Raw genomic sequence first — 19099 nt, forward strand, 5'->3', positions numbered from 1 at the left:
TCACACGTCTTCGGCCAGCTCCAGCCAGCGTTCCTCGGCGGCATCCTTTTCGGCGACGACCTCTTTCAGCTCCGCGCCGAGAGTCACCAGTTTGTCCGGGTCGGTGGCGGCTTCGGCGAGTGCGGTGTGCAGTTTCCGCTCGCGCTCGTCGAGCTTGGCGATGGCCCGTTCCAGGCGGGCCAGTTCTTTGCGGGCGGCGCGGTGGTCGGCCGAACTGGTCGATGCGGCAGCGGGTTTCGCAGCGGTCGGCTTGGCGGCCGAGGCCGACGCGGCCCTCTTGGTGAGGTACTGGTCGATGCCACCGGGCAGGTTGGTGAGCTTGCCGTCGCCGAACAGCGCCCAGGTGGTGTCGCAGATGCGCTCGACCAGATAGCGGTCGTGGCTGATCACCACGAGGGTGCCCGCCCAGTTGTCGAGCAGGTCCTCCAGCTGCTGCAGGGTATCGATGTCGAGATCGTTGGTCGGCTCGTCGAGCAGCAGCACATTCGGCTCGGCCATCAGGATGCGGGTGAGCTGCAGACGACGGCGCTCGCCACCGGAGAGATCACCGACCGGGGTGCGCTGCCTTGCCGGGGTGAAGCCGAGCCGTTCGGCCAGCTGACCGGCCGAGATCTCCTTGTCGCCGAGCATGATTCGCTGCGCGATCTGCTGAACGGCCTCGAGCACCCGCAGCTCGGTCGGCAGGTCGTCCAGTTCCTGGCGCAGCCAGCCGATCTGCACCGTCTGCCCCTGGATGCGCTTGCCCGCGGCCGGTTCCGCGGCACCTGCCAGCGCGCGCAACAGGGTGGTCTTGCCCGACCCGTTGACACCGACCAGGCCGACCCGCTCGCCCGGCGCGAGCCGCCAGGTCAGGTCGTCGACCAGCACCCGGCCGTCGGGAGTGGTGAGGCGGGCGTCCTCCAGCTCGATCACCACGCGCCCGAGCCGCTTGCGCGCGAACGCCGCCAGCGATACCGCATCCCGCGGCGGCGGCACGTCGGCGATCAGGGCTTCGGCGGCCTCCACCCGGTAGCGCGGCTTGGACGTGCGGGCCTTGGCCCCGCGACGCAGCCAGGCCAGCTCCTTGCGGGCGAGGTTCTGACGGCGGGCCTCGGTGGCGTCGGCCTGGCGGGCCCGTTCGGCGCGGGCGAAAATCCAGTCGCCGTAGCCGCCCTCGTAGGTCTCCACCTTGCCGCCGACGACCTCCCAGGTGCGGGTGGCGACGGTGTCGAGGAACCAGCGATCGTGGGTGACGACGACCAGCGCGGTGCGCCTGGCAACGAGGTGTTCGGCCAGCCACTGCACGCCCTCGATGTCGAGATGGTTGGTCGGCTCGTCGAGGACGAGCAGATCCAGGTCACGCACCAGAGCGGCGGCGAGCGCGACCCGGCGGCGTTCGCCACCGGACAGGTTGGTGACCGGGGTGTCCAGTCCGAGGTCGGCGATGCCGATGCCGTCGAGCACCGCGCGGATGCGGGCGTCGGCGGCCCATTGGTGCTCGGCGATCTGGGCGGTGGACAGGTCGTCGGACAACCCGGCGAGCACCACCGATCCGACCGTCGCGTCATCGGGCAGTACGCCGCGCTGGGTGACCACAGCCATCCGCAACCCACCGACCCGGCTCACCCGCCCGCTGTCGGGCTCCTCCAGGCCGGTCAGCACTTCGAGCAGGGTGGTCTTACCACCACCGTTGAGCCCGACCACCCCGATCCGCTCCCCCGCGTGCACACCGAGGGAGACGTCGTCCAGGAGCGGCTTGATGCCGAAGCTCTTGGAGACTTGTTCGAGGTTGATCAGGTTGGACATGGATGTTCTTCGCCCGCCTTCCGCGTGGGTGTTCGGCCCCGGCGAGCCTACCCGTGGTCAGCGCTTGCCCTGCGACTCCGGGTCGAGCACGCGAGCGCCGGGGACCGGGCCGGTGGCGGTGCGGACACTGCGGCAGACGCCCGCGCCCGCCAGTTCGGCGGCGACCGCGATCGCGGATTCCTCGGACTCGCACAGGAAGGCGCAGGTGGGGCCGGAGCCCGACACCAGGCCGGCGAGTGCGCCCGCGCCGACACCGGCGCGCAGGGTGCGACGCAGGTCCGGTTTCAGCGAGAGGGCCGCGGCTTGCAGGTCGTTGCCGAGCAGGGGGGCGAGGGTGTGCGGGTCGCCCGCGGCGAGTGCTTGCAGCAGTCGCTGCGGGTCGCCGAGGCGCGGCGGCTCGCCCTCGGCGCGCAGCCGGTCGAGCTCACCGAACACCGACGGGGTGGACAGCCCGTCCTTGGCCAGCGCGAGCACCCAGTGGAAGGTGTTGCGCGACAGGACGGGGAGCAGCCGCTCGCCGCGTCCGGTGCCGAGCGCGGTGCCGCCGTGCAGGGCGAAGGGCACATCGCTGCCGAGTTCGGCCGCCACCGCGGTGAGCTCGTCGCGGCCGAGGCCGAGATCCCACAGTTCGTTGAGCCCGACCAGCGCCGCCGCGGCGTCGGCACTGCCGCCCGCCATCCCACCCGCCACCGGAATACCCTTGGTGATCGAGATCTCCACCAGTGGCGCGCGCCCGGCCAGGTGGGCCAGCCGCACAGCGGCCTTCCACACCAGATTGGTGCGATCGGTGGGCACCTCGGCGGCGCCCTCGCCGGTGACCCGGACGGTGAGCGAGGCCGACGGCGCGAGTTCGAGCTCGTCGGCGAGGGAAAGCGCCTGGAAGACGGTGGTCAGATCGTGATACCCGTCGGGGCGCAGATCACCGACTCCGAGATGCAGGTTCACCTTCGAAGGCGCGCGCACGACGACCGGGCTGGGCACAACTGACAGCACGATCACCAAGCGTAACGGGTGAGACCGATGAGTACGTGCGTCGAATCCCGGACCCGGCCGCCGCGCCGGGATTCCCGGCGGCGCGGGGTTGCGCAACATACCCATGGGGGGTATTTTGGCGATATCGGGGAACGCCCCCGGACCGGAGGATCGAACAGCGAAGGAGGCGGCCATGGCCACCAGCACCTACACCGTGACGGGGATGACCTGCGGGCACTGCGTGAGCTCGGTCAAGCAGGAGATCGGCAAGATCGACGGTGTCACCGGCGTCGATGTCGATCTCGCGAGCGGGCTGGTGCGCGTCGACAGCGCGGGCGAGCTCGCACCGGCCGATGTCGCGGCCGCGGTCGACGAGGCCGGATACGCCCTGGCGGCATCCTGACGCCTCGCGCCGATCATCGCCGGGCCCGAGGTGACACCGATTCCGGTGGCACCTCGGGCCCGAGTCGTTCACCAGCAGTTCACGCGCGGACCGCGCAGCCGAATCATCCACAGCAACATCCACATCTGCGTGCGGACGGCACCGGCACGCGATCGTGCCACGCAGCCGGGTACGCGCCGCCGCGCATCATGATCAACTCCGGAACCCGCGAAAACCGGTTGTCCACAATCGCTTTCACAGGCCGCGCCGCGGTCGCCCGGTGAACAGCCGATGTACTGCGGGTTCAGTCCTGCCCGGCCAGCCGGACGAAGGCCGCCGTGTCGAGGGTCTCGCCTCGCGCGGTCGGGTCGATTCCGGCCGCCACCAATCTGCGCTCAGCCGCCGCCGGCGAGCCCGCCCAGCCGGACAGCGCCGCGCGCAAGGTCTTTCGGCGTTGCGCGAACGCGGCGTCGATCACCTCGAACACCCGCCTGCGATGCGCGTCGTCCATCGGCCACGGCGGCTCGGCGTACCGATCGATCCGCACCAGTCCCGACTCGACCCGCGGCACCGGCCAGAACACCTGCGTACCCACCGCGCCCGCCCGCCGGACCGTGCCGAAGAAACCGGCCTTGACACTCGGCACGCCGTACACCCGGCTGCCCGGTTCGGCGGCGAGCCGGTCTGCCACCTCGGCCTGCACCATCACCAGCGACACCGCGATACTCGGCAGTTCGGCGAGCAGGTGCAGCAGCACCGGGACCGCGACGTTGTACGGCAGGTTCGCCACCAGCGCGGTCGGCGCGACGGGCAGCTGATCCGGACGCACCCGCAGCGCGTCGGCCTGCACCACCGCCAGCCGATCGGCCAGGCCGGGCGCGCGATCGGCGACGGTTTCCGGGAGGTGACCCGCGAGCACCGGATCGATCTCCACGGCCACCACCCGGTCGACCACGTCGAGCAGCGCCAGGGTCAGCGAGCCGAGACCTGGACCGACCTCGACCACGATGTCCGCTGGGCCGACACCGGCGGCCGACACGATGCGGCGCACCGTGTTCGCGTCGTGCACGAAGTTCTGCCCGAGCTGCTTGGTCGGCCGAACGCCGAAACGCTCGGCCAGCGTCCGCACCTCGGCGGGACCGAGCAGCGCGGCGCTGCCGCGCGCGGGAATCTCAGGTTCTGGCACCGCTAGAACCTACCAACCTCGCCGATCCGGCGACGTCAGCGCTGTGGTGGAGCGGCGTGCACCCTGGCGACGAAGGCGTCGAGCGCGTCCGACATCTGCTGATTCAGCACAGTGTGCTGCCCGAGCCCGGTGACCGTCTCGAACTCGACACCACCCGAACTGACCTACCAGTGCGGCGTGCAGCGGCGAGGGCACCACCACGTCGGCCGCGTTGAGCAGCAACAGGATCGGCGCGTCGTATCCGCTGGTCGGCAGGGCCATGTAGGAGGTGAGCGCGGCCCGCAGCGGACCTTCGGCGGGCGGGCCGGAGAACATGTCGCCCATCGCCAGGCCCTTGACGTTGCCCACCGTGTCATCGATGCATTCGGTACCGATCGCGTCGACGAGCTCGCGGCCGAGCGGGGTGAGGTAGGAGTCGACCTCGGCCTCGGGGTGAGTCTCGCGCAGTCCGGCGAGGATGCTCGGCGCGCCGCACCCGCGACAGGCAGCGCTTCGGTAACCCACTCACACCGCCTGGTCGAGGAAAGCGTCGATGGCATCCCACATCGCCGGATTCAGCTCGCAGTGGCTCCCGGTGCCGACGACCGACTCGAATCCGACCCCGTTCGCCGCGAACTGCGCGGCCAGCGCGGCGTGCAGCGGCGAGGGCACCGTGCGGTCGGTGGCGTTGAGCAGCAACAGGATCGGCGCGTTGTAGCCGCTGGTCGGCACGGTCATGTAGTCGGCCATCACCGACCGCAGCGGTTCCTCGCCGAGCGAGCGGGTGAGCATGGCTCCGAGCGTGAGGTCGGCGACCCGGTCGTCGATGGCGTCCTGGCAGCGGGTGCCGATGTCGTCGAGCACCGCGCGGCCCACCGGGGTCAGGTACTCGTCGACGTGCGCCTCGGGCCTGGCCGCCCGCAGACCGGCCAGGATGCTGGACGAGAAGCCGAGGACGCCGCCGCGCACCCGGTCGGGATTGCCGGGGCCGAGCAGCGGCGCCACCTTCTCCACATCGGAGGCGGGGTCGATCGCGATGGTGCCGCGGAAGTCGAGTTCGGGGGCGTAATCGGGCTGCCGGTGCGCGGTCGCGAGCGCCGCGTGCCCGCCCTGCGACATGCCTGCGGCCAGCCACACCGGCGACAGGTCGTCGCGCACCGAGCGCGCCGCGCGCAGCATGTCCAGGGTCGCGGTGGCTTCGGTGTCGATGTCGAGGTAGGGGTGCGGGCCGGTGTCGAACCGGCCGAGCCCCAGGTAGTCCGGCGCCACCACCGCGAAGCCCTTGGCCACGAGATGCCGCAGGAACACGTCCTGCGGCTCCTGCGATTCCGGCCACGGCGCGCCCGCCGGATCGGACTGCCCACCACACCCGGCACCGAGCCCGGTCGTGCCGTGGTCGTAGGTGATCACCGGCCAGCCACCGGCGGGCGCCTCCCCGCTCGGCAGATACAGCGCACCGCTGGCCGGCTGGGTGACCCCACCGACCCCGCGCGTCCAGTACTCGATGACCTGCGCCCCGGACATCCCGTGGAAGCCATCGGCCTGTGGGATCACCGAGATCGCTACCCCCGGCTCCGGCGCCTGCGCCTGCGCGACCGGCAGCCCCCCACCGATCCCCGTAGACAATGCCAGCGCGGCGACCACCCACCGCCAAGCCGAAACCGCACGCATCACAGCCACCCTCCGACTCGTCATCGAGCCGAGGCCACCGCACGAGCACAGCGGACCCGGCGAAACGCAAGCACGGTACCCCTCCCGCCCGAGCCCACCCCACCCGACAAGCCGAAACCCGACGGCACACCACCCCGATCCCGCCCGACTCGTGCCCAGGCACCGCAACGAAAGCGTCACCACTCAGCCAGCCCCCCCCCCCACGACCCGAGCCCGACAGAACCCCCGCCACGTCAGCGGCGATAACCGCCCGTCCCATCGATCAGGCGCCACTACACAAGCGACGAGAGAGTAAGCAACGGTGCCGGACCGACGAGACCAAGGAAGCCGCACCCCGAGCAAGCCAGCGGCCCACCAACCACCACAGCTCCACACCCCACCCAGCCCCGCACGACCCGACCTCGAGGAGGGTCACGCCGCGCAGCGGCGGTCGCGGCCCACCCCGTCGACCAGGCACCGTGGCGCATGCGACGAAGGAGCAAGCCAACGGCGCACGACCGACGAGCCAAAGACACCGCACCCCCAGCAGGCCAGCGGCTCAACCAAAACCTCGCAGCTCCACACCCCACCCAGCCCCGCACGACCCGACCCCGAGGAGGGTCACGCCGCGCAGCGGCGGTCGCGGCCGTCCCCGTCGATCAGGCGCCGTTTCGCAAGCGACGAAGGAGCAAGAAACGGCGCCTGATCGACGGGGACCAAGGGGCCGCGACACGAGCGCGCCAGCGCTCCAATCAACTCAGCCCGAGGCGTCCGGTGCAGGCGGGCCAGGCGCCCCAGCCCTGGCGGGCGCGGGTGATCTCGGCGATGGCGATCTGTTCCTCGCGGGTGGCCAGGTCGGCGCGCGGGGCGTACTTGAGGCCGCCCTGGCGCTCCCACGTGCTCTGGTCGAACTGGATGCCGCCGTAGTAGCCGTTGCCGGTGTTGATCGACCAGTTGCCGGTGGACTCGCAGCGGGCCAGCGCGTCCCAGATCTCGCCGTCGCGGACCGGCGGCACCTCGGTACCGGGCTTGGCGCCCTTGCGGATGACCTTGGGTTCGGCCGGGGTGATGACGTTGGAGTTGGTGAGCACGCGGTTCGATTCGACGCCGTTGGTCATGGTGACGGCGAAGGTGGCCTCGTGCAGGCCGGGTACGCCGGGGTTCTCGACGACGGTGCGGCTCATGTTCAGCGTCACGTCCTCGATCACCTGCTCGTCGGGTTCGAGCGGCAGGGTCTCGGTGCGTTCCTCGACGTGCTGCCGGGTGACGGTGACCCGCATGTCCGCGTCGAGCGGGGTGTCGGCGGCGGGCTCGGCGAAGTCCTCGTTGCGCAGTGGGACGCCGGCGGCGGCGAGGAACTCGCCGACGGTCGGGGCCGCGAGACGCACGTCGACGGGGTCGCCGCCGCCGTCGACCAGGGTGATCGTGCGCGGGGTGTAGACGCTGAGTTCGGCGCCGGCCAGTGGCAGTTTCTCGGTGCGGGTCGGCACGACGTGGGTGTCTGCCGGGATCTGCATCTGGGCGAGCGCCTCGCCCGCGGTGCTGCCGGTGGTCCATACCGTGCGCTCGGCGCCGTCGACGGTGATGGTGATCTCGCGGCCGCGGTTGAGGGTGATGGTGGCGCCGTCGCCCACCGTGGTGTCCGCGGCCGGGCGCACGTCGTCGTGGTCGGAGATCTCGTAGCCCGCGTCGGCCAGGATCGCGCGCACCTCGCGGGACATGGTGCTGTGCTCGATCCGCTCGCCGTCGACGACCAGCGCGACAGTCTTGTGGTTGACGATCGCCAGCGCCCCACCGACCAGGAGAGTCAGCAGCATGGCCGCCACCGCCGCGTAGAGCAGCGGCGAGCGAGACGAGTTGATCCGCGCGAAAGCCGACATGGTTACAGAACGATAACGGCAGGCTATGCGTGAGACAACACCCAGCCGTCCGATCAGCGGGATCCCGGATCACGATTCGGTATAGACATCGCTGGTAGATAACGGTCTGAGCGGCGACGTTGTGAACCGGAGCACGAGGATGTCCAGTCCCCTACCGACCGGACGAACCGGACTACCGGATGCGGTACAGCCGCCGCGCGTTCGCGGTGGTGAGCTCCGCGAGCTCGGCCGGGTCCTGCTCGCGCACCTCGGCCAGCGCGCGCACGGTGTACGGCAGGCAGTACGACTCGTTGGGCGCCCCGCGATACGGGTGCGGGGTCAGATAGGGCGCGTCGGTCTCGACCAGGATCTGCTCGTCGGGCACCAGCCTGGCCGCCTCGCGCAGCTCGTGCGCGTTCTTGAAGCTGACGGTGCCGGAGAAGCTGAGCACATAGCCCTCGGCCACGCAGGCCTGCGCCATGACCGCGTCGGAGGAGAAGCAGTGGAAGATCACCGTGTCCGGCGCGCCCTCGTCGAGCAGCACGGCGAGCAGGTCGTGGTCGGCCTCGCGGTTGTGGATCATCAGCGGTTTCCGTGCCCGCTTGGCCAGGTCGATATGCCAGCGGAAACCCTCGATCTGGGTCTCGATATCGGCGCAGCCGTCGAGTTTGCCCGGCCAGTAGTAGTCGAGCCCGGTCTCGCCGATCGCCACGACCCGCGGATCGGACGCCAGCTGTTCCAGTACGTCCTTCGCCTTGTCGTCGAGCGCGTTCGCCCTGGTCGGATGCAGTGCGACGGCGGCGTACACGCGCTCATCCCAGTGCGCGGCCTCGACCGCCCACTGCGCGGCGGCCAGATCGTCGGCGACCGTCACCACCTGGCCGACGCCCACCTCGGCGGCCCTGTCCACGATCGCCGCGGTGGTTGCGGCATCGGTCGCACCGCAGGCGTCGAGGTGGGTGTGTGCGTCGATCAGCGGCGCGAGCGGCGGCGGAAGGGGCGGAGCCGGACGATTCTGGTTTGCCACGCGGATTACAGTAGTGCTCATCATGAGCGAGCGAAGCGAGCGGCAAGCCTTCTACATCACCACGGCCATCGCATACCCCAACGGTGCGCCGCACATCGGCCATGCCTATGAGTACATCTCGACCGACGCGCTTGCCCGGTTCAAGCGGCTCGACGGCTACGACGTGTTCTTCATGACCGGCACCGACGAGCACGGCCAGAAGATGCAGCAGACCGCGGCCGCCGAAGGCATCCCGGTTCAGGACCTCGCTGCTCGCAACTCCGACGTCTTCGAGGCGATGGACAAAGCGCTCGACATCTCCTTCGACCGCTTCATCCGCACCACCGACGCCGATCACAAGGCCGCGAGCATCGCCCTCTGGGAGCGCATGCTCGCCAACGGCGACATCTACCTCGGCAACTACTCCGGCTGGTACTCGGTGCGCGACGAGGCCTTCTACACCGAGGAGGAGACCACCCTCCTCGACGACGGCACCCGCGTATCCACCGAGACGCAGACCCCGGTCACCTGGACCGAGGAGTCGAACTACTTCTTCAAGCTGTCGGAGTATCAGGACAAGCTGCTCGCGCTCTACGACGAGCGGCCCGAGTTCATCTCGCCCGCGACCCGGCGCAACGAGATCGTCAGCTACGTCAAGGCCGGACTGAAAGATCTGTCCATCTCGCGCACCACCTTCGACTGGGGTATTCCGGTGCCGGGCCACCCCGATCACGTGATGTACGTGTGGGTGGACGCGCTCACCAACTACCTCACCGGCGTCGGCTTCCCCGACACCGATTCGGCGGCGTTCCAGCGGTTCTGGCCCGCCGACGTGCACATCATCGGCAAGGACATCACCCGGTTCCACACGGTGTACTGGCCCGCGTTCCTGATGTCGGCCGGGATCGAGCTGCCGGACCGGGTGTTCGTGCACGGGTTCCTGTACAACAAGGGCGAGAAGATGTCGAAGTCGACGGGCAATGTCGTCGACCCGCTGGAACTGGTGGCCACCTACGGTCTCGACCAGCTGCGCTTCTTCCTGCTGCGCGAGATCTCCTACGGCCAGGACGGCAGCTACAGCAACGACGCGATCGCAGGCCGGATCAACGCCGACCTGGCCAACGAGTTCGGCAACCTGGTGCAGCGCAGCCTGACCATGGTCGCCAAGAACTGCGACGCCAAGGCGCCGACGCCCGGCGAGTTCACCGCGGACGACCGCGCCCTGCTCGACCGGGCGGGCGCCCTGCTCGACCGCTGCCGGACCGAGTTCGACGCGCAGCAGATGCACCTGGCACTAGAGGCGATCTGGCTGACGCTCGGCGAGACCAATCGCTATTTCTCCGCCAACGCGCCGTGGGCGCTGCGCAAGTCGGGCACCGAGGAGGATCTGGCCAGGATGGCCACCGTCCTCTACGTGACGCTCGAGGTGGTCCGCATCGTGGCGATCCTGGTGCAGCCGGTGATGCCGGGTTCGGCGGCGAAGATCCTCGACCTGCTCGGCCAGGAGGGCCGCACCTTCGCCGATATCGCGACACCGCTGGTACCTGGCACCGCGCTGCCCGCGCCGGAGCCGGTGTTCCCGCGCTACGTGGAGCCCAAGGAGTAACCCGTTGTCGTGCCGCGGCGGCGCCCCGATCAGGTGCGCCGCCGCTGTGTTGTTTCCGTCAGGCGGCTACTTCCAGCCCGCGAGCAGTGTGTTCGCCTCGGCACCGAGCGCGGCCTGCAGGAATGGGCCGAAGCTGATCCGGGCCACACCGAGTGCGGCGAAATGCTCCTTGGCCGGGGTGTCCGGCAGCCCGATCGCGTTGACCGGCAACGGCAGTTCGCCGGTGAGCCTGCGCAGGACCTCGTCGGTGTGCCTGCCCACCGGGTACAGCACGTCGGCGCCCGCCTCGGCGGCCAGGCCCAGCCGGGCGATCGCGCGGTCGACCCGGTCGGCCTCGTCACCGTCGGCCCGCAGGAACAGATCGGTGCGCGCGTTGACGACCACGTGCGCGCCCGCGGCATCGGCGGCCGCGCGCAGCCCACGCACCAGCTCGGCGTGTTCCTCGGGCGTGCGCAACCGCTTGCCTTCGCTGTGCACGGTGTCCTCGATATTGAGCCCGACCGCACCCGCGGTGAGCAGGCCCTCGATGAGCCGGGCAGGCTCGAGTCCGTAGCCCGATTCGATGTCGACCGATACCGGCAGGTCCACCGACGCGGTGACCTGGGCGACGCGCGCGAGCAGCTCGGCGTAGCTCATCCCCTCACCGTCACTGCGCCCGACCGAGTCGGCCACCGGGTGCGAACCCATGGTGAGCCCCGAGAATCCGGCGGCCGCAGCGATATTCGCCGACCACGCGTCCCATACGGTCGGCAGCACCACCGGGTTACCTGGCTGGTGCAGGGCGAGCAGGGTTTTCGCTTTCGCGTCCAAGGAGGTCATGCCGCGATCATGCCGTATCGGGCACACCGGAGCGGCGATTCCCTTCGCCGACGGCGTGGCAGATTCGCCGCGAGATAGACTGTCGCCCAGGCTATTCAGCCGCGTAAGGCGTACACACCGACCCCGCGGGCAGATCGGAATCGCCCTGGCCGGAGGCGCCGAGCGGGGGACGCGCGCAGTTCAACTGGACGTCGAGCACCCGGGCACCCGGACCTTCGGCACCGAGGCGGTCGTGTTCGTTGACGAGCTTGCAGGAGCCGAGCGAGAGGCAGCCGCAGCCGATACAGCCGGTGAGGTTGTCGCGCAGGCGGGTGAGTTGCAGGATCCGATCGTCGAGGTCTTCGCGCCAGGTCGTCGACAGGGTCTCCCAGTCGCGCCGGGTTGGCGTGCGGCCTTCGGGGAGGCGGTCGAGTGCCGAGCGGATCTCACTGAGCGGAATGCCGACCCGCTGGCTGATCCGGATGAAGGCGACCCGGCGCAGGGTCTCGCGCGCGTAGCGGCGTTGGTTGCCGCTGGTCCGACGACTCGATATGAGACCTTCGCGTTCGTAGAAGTGCAACGCGGAAACTGCGACTCCACTACGCTCGGAGAGCTGCCCTGGGGTCAGCTCCTTCGTTTGCCAATCGGCCGTCGTCATCTGCGCTCCTCCCGCTTACTCCCTCAACAATACTTGAGGTTTTTTCGTCATGGACGAAAACGGCCCGACTCCCCCCGGCGGGTCCACGCGGACTTGCGTGCCAAACACCCGCTCCCCGCATTACGGTTTTCGCATGGGAACCGCCCCCGACTCGCGTCTGGCCGTCACCTCCGAGGTCGGCACGCTGCGGACGGTGCTGCTGCACCGCCCCGGTGACGAACTGCGCAGACTCACCCCGAGCAACAACGATCAACTCCTCTTCGACGGCATCCCGTGGGTGGAGCGCGCCCAAGCCGAACACGACGCCTTCGCCGCGCTGCTGCGCGAACGCGGCGTGGAGGTTTTGCTGCTGGCCGACCTGCTCAGCGAGACCCTCGCGGTGAGCGGCGCGGCCAGGATCCAGGGCATCTCCGCGGCCGTGGACGCCCGCAGGCTCGGCCACGGCCTCGCCGACCAGCTCGCCGCCGAACTGCGCAAGGTGGACGCACCGCAGCTCGCCGACATCCTGATGGCAGGCATGACCTTCGACGAACTGCCCTTCGGCCCCGACACCACCTCGCTGGTGCGGCGGATGCATCACGGCGCCGACTTCGTGATCGACCCGCTGCCCAATCTGCTGTTCACCCGCGATTCCTCGTTCTGGGTCGGGCCCAAGGTCGCCATCACCTCCCTCGCCCTGCCCGCGCGCAGCCGCGAGACCTCGATCACCGATCTCGTCTACGCCTTCCATCCGCGCTTTCTCGGCGTGCGCCGGGCCTACGAGTCGCATACCGCGCCCATCGAGGGTGGTGACGTACTGCTGCTCGCCCGTGGTGTGGTCGCGGTCGGTGTCGGCGAGCGCACCACCCCCGCAGGCGCGGAAGCGCTGGCGCGCAGCCTCTTCGACGACGATCTCGCGCACACCGTACTGGTGGTGCCGATCGCGCAGAACCGGGCCACCATGCACCTGGACACCGTGTGCACCATGGTCGACACCGACGCGGTCGTGATGTATCCAGGCGTGCGGGACAGCCTGCGGGCGTTCACCATTCGCCGCGAGGACGGCTTCTCCGGGCGCAGCGACCTGGACCGCATCAGCATCAGCGGCCCCGAACCGTTCCTGCCCGCGGCCGCCGCGGCGATGGGAATTCCGCAACTGCGGGTGATCGACACCGGCCGCGACGGGCCCGCCGCCGAACGCGAACAGTGGGACGACGGCAACAACACCCTCGCCCTCGCCCCCGGCGTGGTCGTGGCCTACGAGCGCAACGAGATGACCAATTCCCGGCTCACCGACGCCGGGGTGGAGGTGCTCACCATCCAGGGTTCGGAACTGGGGTCCGGCCGTGGCGGTCCGCGCTGTATGTCCTGTCCGCTGGCCCGAGACGAGGTGTGAGTGTTCCACGTAGAGCTGTCCACCGATACCACTCAGCCGCCCTACGAGCAGCTGCGGATGGCGGTGATCGCGCAGGTCCGCGCAGGCACGCTCACCGCGGGCACCAAGATCCCCACCGTCCGGGCACTGGCCGCCGAACTCGGCATCGCGCCCAATACCGTCGCCCGCGCCTATCGGGAACTGGAAGCGGACGGGGTCCTCGAAACCCGTGGCCGCCAGGGCTCTTTCATCGCCTCCTCCGGCGACCCGACCCGCGATATCGCGGGCCGCGCTGCCGCCGACTACGTGGCGATCATCCGCAGACTCGGCCTCGACGACACCGCGGCCGTCGACTTCGTCCGCCGCGCCATCGACTAACGCCAGCTCGGTAGCCAGAGGTGGTCCTGCCAGTTGGCGGGACTGATCGGCTGGGCGGTGAGAATCGGCCACAGCCAGACGAAGTTCGCGATCACCAGCCCCAGATAAATGCTCACGATCAGCAAGCCGAGCGCGTACCGTTCGTGCACGGGGGCGGGAAGATAGGTGCCGTTGGGGCCGCGCGGTATCCCCGTCGGCCGCGCCGAACCGAGGATGTCGCCGAGGATCAGCGCGACGCCCATCACCAGGAACGGCGCGAGCACTACCGCGTAGAAGTAGTACATCTGCCGGTCGAGGGTGAGGAACCAGGGCAGCAGACCCGCGCCGTAGCCGACCAGGACGGCGGCATAGCGCCAGTCCCTGCGCACGACCGAACGCCACACCATCCAGCCGAGCGCGGGCAGCGCGAGCCACCACAGGGCCGGGGTGCCGACGGCCATCATGGCTTTCACGCACTGCGACTCGCCGCACCCGGTGACCGTGCCGTCGGCGTAGTAGTACAGCATCGGACGCAGACCCATCGGCCAGGTCCACGGCTTCGATTCCCACGGATGGTGATTGCCTGCCGAATTGGTGAGACTCGAGTGGAACTGCAGCGTTTCGCCCTGGTAGTACCAGAGCGAGCGCAGCGCGTCGGGCAGGAAGGCGAACGCGCCGCCGGCGCCGACCTGATCGCCCACCGCGTACCGGTACACCCCGGTCTCGCTGGCGAACCAGCCCGAGTACGACGCGAGGTACACCACCAGCGGAATGGCGACCAGCGCGTACAGTGCCGGTCCGACGTCCCGGACCAGGGTGCCCAGCCACGGCTTGCGCACCCCGTAGGCGCGCCGGGCACTCACGTCGAACGCCACACAGAGCAGCCCGAAGAACATGATGTAGTAGACGCCCGACCACTTGGTGCCGCACGCCAAACCGAGCAGTACACCCGCGCCGAAGCGCCACCAGCGCACGCCCAGCCGCGGCCCGAAGTCGGTGAGCCCCACCCGGCCTGAAAGATCGGCGCGGGCCATGCGTTCGCGCACTTCGTCGCGGTCGACGATGAGACAGCCGAACGCCGCGGTCACCAGCAGCGACATGAAGATGTCGAGCATGCCGATCCGGGAGGAGACGAAGGTGAGCCCGTCGGCGATGAGCAGGATGCCCGCGAACGCGCCGATCAGCGTCGACCGCGACATCCGCCGCACGATCCTGATCACCAGCAGCACCAGGATCGTGCCCGCCAGTGCCGCGGTGCCACGCCAGCCCCAGGCGTTGTAGCCGAACAATGCCTCGCTGATCGCGATGAACTGCTTGCCGACCGGCGGATGCACCACCAAGCCGTAGGCGGGGTTGTCCTCCACCCCGCCACCGGTCACCATCTGCCAGGCCTGTGGCGCGTAGTGCTTTTCGTCGAAGACCGGCGTGCGCGCGTCGGTGGGATAGTTCAGGTTCGTGAACCGGGTGATCGCCGCGATCAGCGTGAGCACACCGGTGACGGCCCAGCCCCGCGCGGTGTCGAGCGGACCGAAGTCCGGGGTAGGACGCAGCGGCCCCGGGGAGACCACTGCCGACACCTGGCGCGTCGCGCGAGTTTCGGTCACCGGGATCACGCCCCGATCGTATGCGGTGCGCCCGGTGAAGTCCGAGTCGACACCGTCGGGTCAGCCCGGCTCGGCCAGCCCGGCGATGAGCAGGGCGACCAGCAGGCGCGCGTCGTAGCGGGTATCGGAGTCGGCACCGATACAGAGGTTTCCGACGCCGCGCAGCAGTTGGTATGGGTCGAGGCCGGACCGGATCTCGCCCGCGGCCGCCGCCGCGTCGAGCAGTTGCGCGCAGACCGGGAGCAACCGGTCGAGGAAGTAGGCGTGCAGGGTGTCGAATCCGGCGGCGTCGTTGTGCAGGGCGGCGGCGAGGCCGTGTTTGGTGACCAGGAAGTCGACGAAGAGCTCGACCCAGCGACCGAGCGCGGCATACGGGGTCGGGCCTTGTGCCAGCAGTGCCGGGCCCGCCTCGGCACAGGCGTCGACCTGGTGCCGGAACACCGCGATCACCAGGTCGGCTCTGGTCGGGAAGTGGCGGTAGATGGTGCCCATTCCGACACCGGCCTCGGCGGCGATATCGCGGACCGGCGCGTCGACACCGGAGCGGACGAATACCACGGCGGCCGCGTCGAGCAGGGCCTGCTGATTGCGCCGGGCGTCCTTGCGTTTCGGCGCCGCGTCGTTGTCGGTGGCCACGGGTGTTCCTTTCCCAGGGTTGCAAAGCGGAGCAGCGCTCCGTATCGTTATCGGAGCGCCGTTCCGTTTTATTCATCATCGCAGACGCGGTCGCGCCGAACGAAAGGCACTCCCATGTCCGACTCCTCAGCACACACGGTGATCTCGGCCAAGCCCGTCGTCCTGCCCGCGCCGGGCCGCGGCACCGGCCTCGCGGTACGGGTCAGCGCACCCGCGTCCGGTGACGCACTGCCGGTCGTCGTGTTCTCGCACGGCTACGGCTGGTCGATGGACGGCTACGCGCCGCTGGCCGACTACTGGGCCGCCAACGGGTTCGTGGTCGTGCAGCCGACGCACCTGGATTCCAGGGCCATCGGCGTTCCGCCCGAAGACCCACGCACCCCGCAGATCTGGCGCATTCGCATCGAAGACCTGCGGCGCGCGCTGGACGGGCTCGACCAGCTGGCGGCCGCGGTCCCCGGCTTGCGCGGCCGGGTCGACCACAGCCGCATCGCGGTGGCCGGGCACTCCTGGGGCGCGCAGTCGGCGAGCACCCTGCTCGGCGCTCGGGTGCTCGATGCCGACGGCGGACCCGGCGACGACCTGTCCGATCCGCGCGTGCGCGCCGGGGTCCTGCTCGCGGTGACCGGGCTCGGCGACCAGCTCAGCCCGTTCGCCGCCGAGCACTTCCCGTTCATGCGGCCCTCGTTCGCGCGGATGACCACGCCCGCCCTCGTCGTCGCAGGCGATAGCGACGACTCGCACCTGTCCACTCGCGGCCCGGACTGGTTCACCGACGCCTACACCCACAGTCCGGGCGAGAAGTCGCTGCTCACGGTGTTCGGCGGCGAGCATTCCCTCGGCGGCATCGTCGGGTACGAGGTTGCCGAGACCACCGATGCCAGCCCGGCGCGGGTCGCGCTGATCCAGCAGCTGACCTGTGCCTATCTGCAGAGCGCACTCGGCGTCGACGACACGGCGTGGCAGGCCGCGAGTGCCGCGCTGGCAGCTGACCCCGATGCGGCGGGAGCACTGCGGAACAAGGAGACGGTGCCGGAATCGGTGTCGAGCTGACCTGACAGAATGGGCCGGCGCCACCAGCTGGCACCGCGCCGCACGCATCGGTACGGCCGAACTCCCGGAGAGGCGGAATCCCACCGTGTTGGTCCTAGCGGCAACCCCGATGGGCGATATCGGCGACGCGTCGCAGCGGCTGCGCGATGCGCTCGGCTCGGCCGATGTGATCGCCGCCGAGGACACCCGGCGGACCAGGTCACTGGCCAAGGCACTCGGGGTGGAGATCACCGGGCGGGTGGTGAGCTTCTACGACCATGTCGAGATCGCGCGGATCCCGGCCCTGCTCGACGATATCGCCGCCGGGCTGACCGTGCTGCTGGTGACCGACGCGGGCATGCCGTCGGTGAGCGACCCCGGCTACCGCCTGGTCGCGGCCGCGGTGGCGCGCGAACTGCCGGTGACCTGCCTGCCCGGGCCGTCGGCGGTCACCACCGCGCTCGCCCTGTCCGGTCTGCCGGTCGAACGGTTCTGCTTCGACGGCTTCGCCCCGCGCAAGGGCGGACAGCGCCGGGAATGGTTGCGCACCCTGGCCGCCGAACAGCGCGCCTGCGTGTTCTTCGAGGCGCCGCACCGGCTCGCCGACTGTCTGGCCGATGCTGTCACCGTCCTCGGTCCCGACCGCCGCGCGGCGGTCTGCCGCGAACTCACCAAAACCTACGAGGAAGTCGTCCGCGGCACCCTCGCCGAGCTGGCCGCCTGGGCCGTCGACGGCGCCCGCGGCGAGATCACCGTGGTCCTGGCCGGTGCCGAACCGGCCTCGGCCGACCCGGCGGATCTGGTCACCGAGGTGGAAACCCTGGTCGACTCCGGCATGCGGCTCAAGGACGCCTGCGCCGAGGTGTCCGCGGCCCGCGGCGCGTCTCGCCGGGAGCTCTACGACGCGGTGCTGTCCGCGCGTTCGGCCGGATAGCCCAGGTTCGGGTAGACCACGCTGCGCGTTCACAAATCGCTCGGATCGTCTCGTTTTCGACAGATCGGCGCAATTGTGAACGCTGAGCCCGGTCTTGGCCGTGTCACCGATCCAGCACCGCGAGCATGCCCGCGACAGCGCGGGGCCAGGTGAACTGTTCGGCACGGGTGCGGGCGGCCTCGCGGCGGCCGGAGGTCGGCATGGCGAGCACATCGGTGACGGCCTGGGCGAAGGCGCGGGGGCGGTCGGCGGCGATGGCGCCGCAGTCGGCGGTGACGATATCGGCCAGCGCCGACGAGCGGCTGGCGACAACGGGGGTGCCCGCCGCGAGTGCCTCCAGCGCGGCGAGACCGAAGGTCTCGTGCGGGCCGGGAGCCAACGAGACATCCGCGGTGGCGAGGAGTTTCGCCACCATCGCCCGATCGCTGATGAAACCGGTGAAGTGGACAGCGGGGGCGCCGCCCGGCAGCGCGGGCAGGGTGCGGGCCCGGCGTTCCAGCGATTCGCGGCGCGGCCCGTCCCCGGCGACGACCAGGCGCGCGGGCACCCCGGCACGGTGCAGCGCGCCCACCGCCTCGATGCTGCGATCCACCCGCTTCTCCACCGACAACCGCCCACAGTGCACCAGCAGTGGATGCCCGGCGACCCCGAGATCGGCACGCAATCGCCGGTCCCGCCTGCGCGGGCTGAACAGATCCAGGTCGACACCGAGCGGAACCAGCTCCACATTGGGCGCGCCGATCCGGTGGAACTCCTCACGGGCGAATTCGGTGGTGCACACCACCATGTCGTAGTCGTCGGCGGTGCGCCGGTTGGCCACGTCGGCGAAGCGCCGCGCCGTCGGACCGGGCAGGAACTGCCCGAGCAGCCGGTCGAGCCGCTCGTGCGAGATCATCACGCCTGCCACGCCACGCCGCCCGGCCCAGCGCCCGAACCCGCGCAGCGTGAGCCGGTCGGAGACCTCGAGCACATCGGGCCGCAACCCGCCGAGCACATCGGCCACCCGCCGCGGATCAGCGGCCCGGTAGCCGCCGGTGAACGGGATCGCCACCGCGGGCAGGGTGATCCGCAGGGCCCCGGTGGGCAGGACTTCCTCGCTGCGCCGCGGCCCCGGCACGATCAGCACCACTTCGTGACCCGCGGCGACATACCCCTCCCCGAGATGATGCAACGCGGTGCGCAATCCACCCGATCGCGGGCCGTAGAAGTTGGCGAGCTGCACGATGCGCACACCCTGATGGTTCAGCGACGGGGGTGCACTCCGGAACCGGCCGGGACAACGGCCGGTGAACAGCGGAGAA

General features: G+C 70.1%; 18 protein-coding genes. 6 read left to right on the top strand and 12 right to left on the bottom strand.

Annotated elements, in window-relative coordinates:
- On the bottom strand, positions 1–1785 hold the full coding sequence (locus ACFOW8_RS12430; RefSeq protein ID WP_378550286.1) for an ABC-F family ATP-binding cassette domain-containing protein: 1785 nt from the start codon (positions 1783–1785) through the stop codon (positions 1–3).
- Positions 1786–1842: 57 nt separating this feature from the next.
- A complete protein-coding gene (locus ACFOW8_RS12435; protein ID WP_378550289.1) occupies positions 1843–2778 on the bottom strand; it encodes a 4-(cytidine 5'-diphospho)-2-C-methyl-D-erythritol kinase in 936 nt (311 codons plus the stop codon).
- Between the two features lie 172 nt (positions 2779–2950).
- Between ACFOW8_RS12435 and ACFOW8_RS12440 the strand changes: the two genes are divergently transcribed.
- The gene (locus tag ACFOW8_RS12440; RefSeq protein ID WP_378550292.1) at positions 2951–3160 is read left to right on the top strand and encodes a heavy-metal-associated domain-containing protein; all 210 of its coding nucleotides are present in this window, start codon (positions 2951–2953) and stop codon (positions 3158–3160) included.
- A gap of 283 nt (positions 3161–3443) precedes the next feature.
- Here ACFOW8_RS12440 and rsmA read toward each other — a convergent pair whose 3' ends face one another.
- The 5 genes from rsmA to ACFOW8_RS12465 form a co-directional block, all read right to left on the bottom strand.
- Positions 3444–4325 (bottom strand): 16S rRNA (adenine(1518)-N(6)/adenine(1519)-N(6))-dimethyltransferase RsmA, encoded by an 882-nt coding sequence (gene rsmA, locus ACFOW8_RS12445; protein WP_378550295.1) that lies wholly within the window; start codon positions 4323–4325, stop codon positions 3444–3446.
- Between the two features lie 9 nt (positions 4326–4334).
- Positions 4335–4829, bottom strand: coding sequence for a hypothetical protein (locus ACFOW8_RS12450; RefSeq protein ID WP_378550298.1), 495 nt, complete (start codon positions 4827–4829; stop codon positions 4335–4337).
- The gene (locus tag ACFOW8_RS12455) at positions 4830–5975 is read right to left on the bottom strand and encodes an alpha/beta fold hydrolase (RefSeq protein WP_378550301.1); all 1146 of its coding nucleotides are present in this window, start codon (positions 5973–5975) and stop codon (positions 4830–4832) included.
- Between the two features lie 731 nt (positions 5976–6706).
- Positions 6707–7834, bottom strand: a complete 1128-nt coding sequence (locus tag ACFOW8_RS12460) for a transglycosylase family protein (RefSeq protein ID WP_378550304.1) — start codon at positions 7832–7834, stop codon at positions 6707–6709.
- Positions 7835–8006: 172 nt separating this feature from the next.
- Positions 8007–8840: a TatD family hydrolase gene (locus tag ACFOW8_RS12465; RefSeq protein ID WP_378550307.1), complete on the bottom strand. Its 834-nt coding sequence runs from the start codon at positions 8838–8840 to the stop codon at positions 8007–8009.
- Positions 8841–8862: 22 nt separating this feature from the next.
- On the opposite strand from ACFOW8_RS12465, the gene metG reads away from it, so the two are divergent.
- Positions 8863–10425: a methionine--tRNA ligase gene (gene metG / locus ACFOW8_RS12470; protein ID WP_378550310.1), complete on the top strand. Its 1563-nt coding sequence runs from the start codon at positions 8863–8865 to the stop codon at positions 10423–10425.
- 66 nt (positions 10426–10491) lie between these two features.
- On the opposite strand, the gene ACFOW8_RS12475 is transcribed toward metG, so the two are convergent.
- Both ACFOW8_RS12475 and soxR read right to left on the bottom strand, forming a co-directional pair.
- Positions 10492–11244, bottom strand: a complete 753-nt coding sequence (locus ACFOW8_RS12475; RefSeq protein ID WP_378550313.1) for an isocitrate lyase/PEP mutase family protein — start codon at positions 11242–11244, stop codon at positions 10492–10494.
- 91 nt (positions 11245–11335) lie between these two features.
- Positions 11336–11881 carry a redox-sensitive transcriptional activator SoxR gene (gene soxR / locus ACFOW8_RS12480; protein ID WP_378550316.1) on the bottom strand — a complete coding sequence of 182 codons (546 nt, stop codon included), beginning with the start codon at positions 11879–11881 and terminating at the stop codon, positions 11336–11338.
- Between the two features lie 133 nt (positions 11882–12014).
- On the opposite strand from soxR, the gene arcA reads away from it, so the two are divergent.
- Together arcA and ACFOW8_RS12490 are read left to right on the top strand one after the other, a co-directional pair.
- Positions 12015–13256 carry an arginine deiminase gene (gene arcA / locus ACFOW8_RS12485; protein WP_378550319.1) on the top strand — a complete coding sequence of 414 codons (1242 nt, stop codon included), beginning with the start codon at positions 12015–12017 and terminating at the stop codon, positions 13254–13256.
- Positions 13257–13613 carry a GntR family transcriptional regulator gene (locus ACFOW8_RS12490; RefSeq protein ID WP_378550322.1) on the top strand — a complete coding sequence of 119 codons (357 nt, stop codon included), beginning with the start codon at positions 13257–13259 and terminating at the stop codon, positions 13611–13613.
- Here ACFOW8_RS12490 and ACFOW8_RS12495 read toward each other — a convergent pair.
- Entirely contained in the window at positions 13610–15205 is a 1596-nt protein-coding gene (locus tag ACFOW8_RS12495) for a dolichyl-phosphate-mannose--protein mannosyltransferase (protein ID WP_378550325.1), read from the bottom strand. The genes ACFOW8_RS12490 and ACFOW8_RS12495 overlap by 4 nt on opposite strands.
- Before the next feature lie 51 nt (positions 15206–15256).
- Positions 15257–15832, bottom strand: a complete 576-nt coding sequence (locus ACFOW8_RS12500; RefSeq protein WP_378550328.1) for a TetR/AcrR family transcriptional regulator — start codon at positions 15830–15832, stop codon at positions 15257–15259.
- A gap of 114 nt (positions 15833–15946) precedes the next feature.
- Here ACFOW8_RS12500 and ACFOW8_RS12505 point away from each other — a divergent pair, with 114 nt between their 5' ends.
- Positions 15947–16885: an alpha/beta hydrolase family protein gene (locus ACFOW8_RS12505; protein ID WP_378550331.1), complete on the top strand. Its 939-nt coding sequence runs from the start codon at positions 15947–15949 to the stop codon at positions 16883–16885.
- An 85-nt stretch (positions 16886–16970) separates the two neighbouring features.
- Positions 16971–17798: a 16S rRNA (cytidine(1402)-2'-O)-methyltransferase gene (gene rsmI / locus ACFOW8_RS12510; RefSeq protein ID WP_378550334.1), complete on the top strand. Its 828-nt coding sequence runs from the start codon at positions 16971–16973 to the stop codon at positions 17796–17798.
- A gap of 103 nt (positions 17799–17901) precedes the next feature.
- Here rsmI and ACFOW8_RS12515 read toward each other — a convergent pair whose 3' ends face one another.
- Positions 17902–19029, bottom strand: a complete 1128-nt coding sequence (locus ACFOW8_RS12515; RefSeq protein ID WP_378550337.1) for a glycosyltransferase — start codon at positions 19027–19029, stop codon at positions 17902–17904.
- Between the last annotated feature and the right edge of the window lie 70 nt (positions 19030–19099).

Origin of the sequence: Nocardia rhizosphaerae, from assembly GCF_042650365.1 — a bacterium.
Lineage (GTDB): Bacteria > Actinomycetota > Actinomycetes > Mycobacteriales > Mycobacteriaceae > Nocardia > Nocardia rhizosphaerae.

What these genes read in the sequence shown, in the direction of transcription:
- ACFOW8_RS12430 (WP_378550286.1), bottom strand. Translation starts at nt 1,785, where the DNA reads ATGTCCAACCTGATCAACCTCGAACAAGTCTCCAAGAGCTTCGGCATC.
- ACFOW8_RS12440 (WP_378550292.1), top strand. Translation starts at nt 2,951, where the DNA reads ATGGCCACCAGCACCTACACCGTGACGGGGATGACCTGCGGGCACTGC.
- ACFOW8_RS12455 (WP_378550301.1), bottom strand. Translation starts at nt 5,975, where the DNA reads ATGCGTGCGGTTTCGGCTTGGCGGTGGGTGGTCGCCGCGCTGGCATTG.
- ACFOW8_RS12460 (WP_378550304.1), bottom strand. Translation starts at nt 7,834, where the DNA reads ATGTCGGCTTTCGCGCGGATCAACTCGTCTCGCTCGCCGCTGCTCTAC.
- metG (WP_378550310.1), top strand. Translation starts at nt 8,863, where the DNA reads ATGAGCGAGCGAAGCGAGCGGCAAGCCTTCTACATCACCACGGCCATC.
- ACFOW8_RS12475 (WP_378550313.1), bottom strand. Translation starts at nt 11,244, where the DNA reads ATGACCTCCTTGGACGCGAAAGCGAAAACCCTGCTCGCCCTGCACCAG.
- soxR (WP_378550316.1), bottom strand. Translation starts at nt 11,881, where the DNA reads ATGACGACGGCCGATTGGCAAACGAAGGAGCTGACCCCAGGGCAGCTC.
- arcA (WP_378550319.1), top strand. Translation starts at nt 12,015, where the DNA reads ATGGGAACCGCCCCCGACTCGCGTCTGGCCGTCACCTCCGAGGTCGGC.
- ACFOW8_RS12505 (WP_378550331.1), top strand. Translation starts at nt 15,947, where the DNA reads ATGTCCGACTCCTCAGCACACACGGTGATCTCGGCCAAGCCCGTCGTC.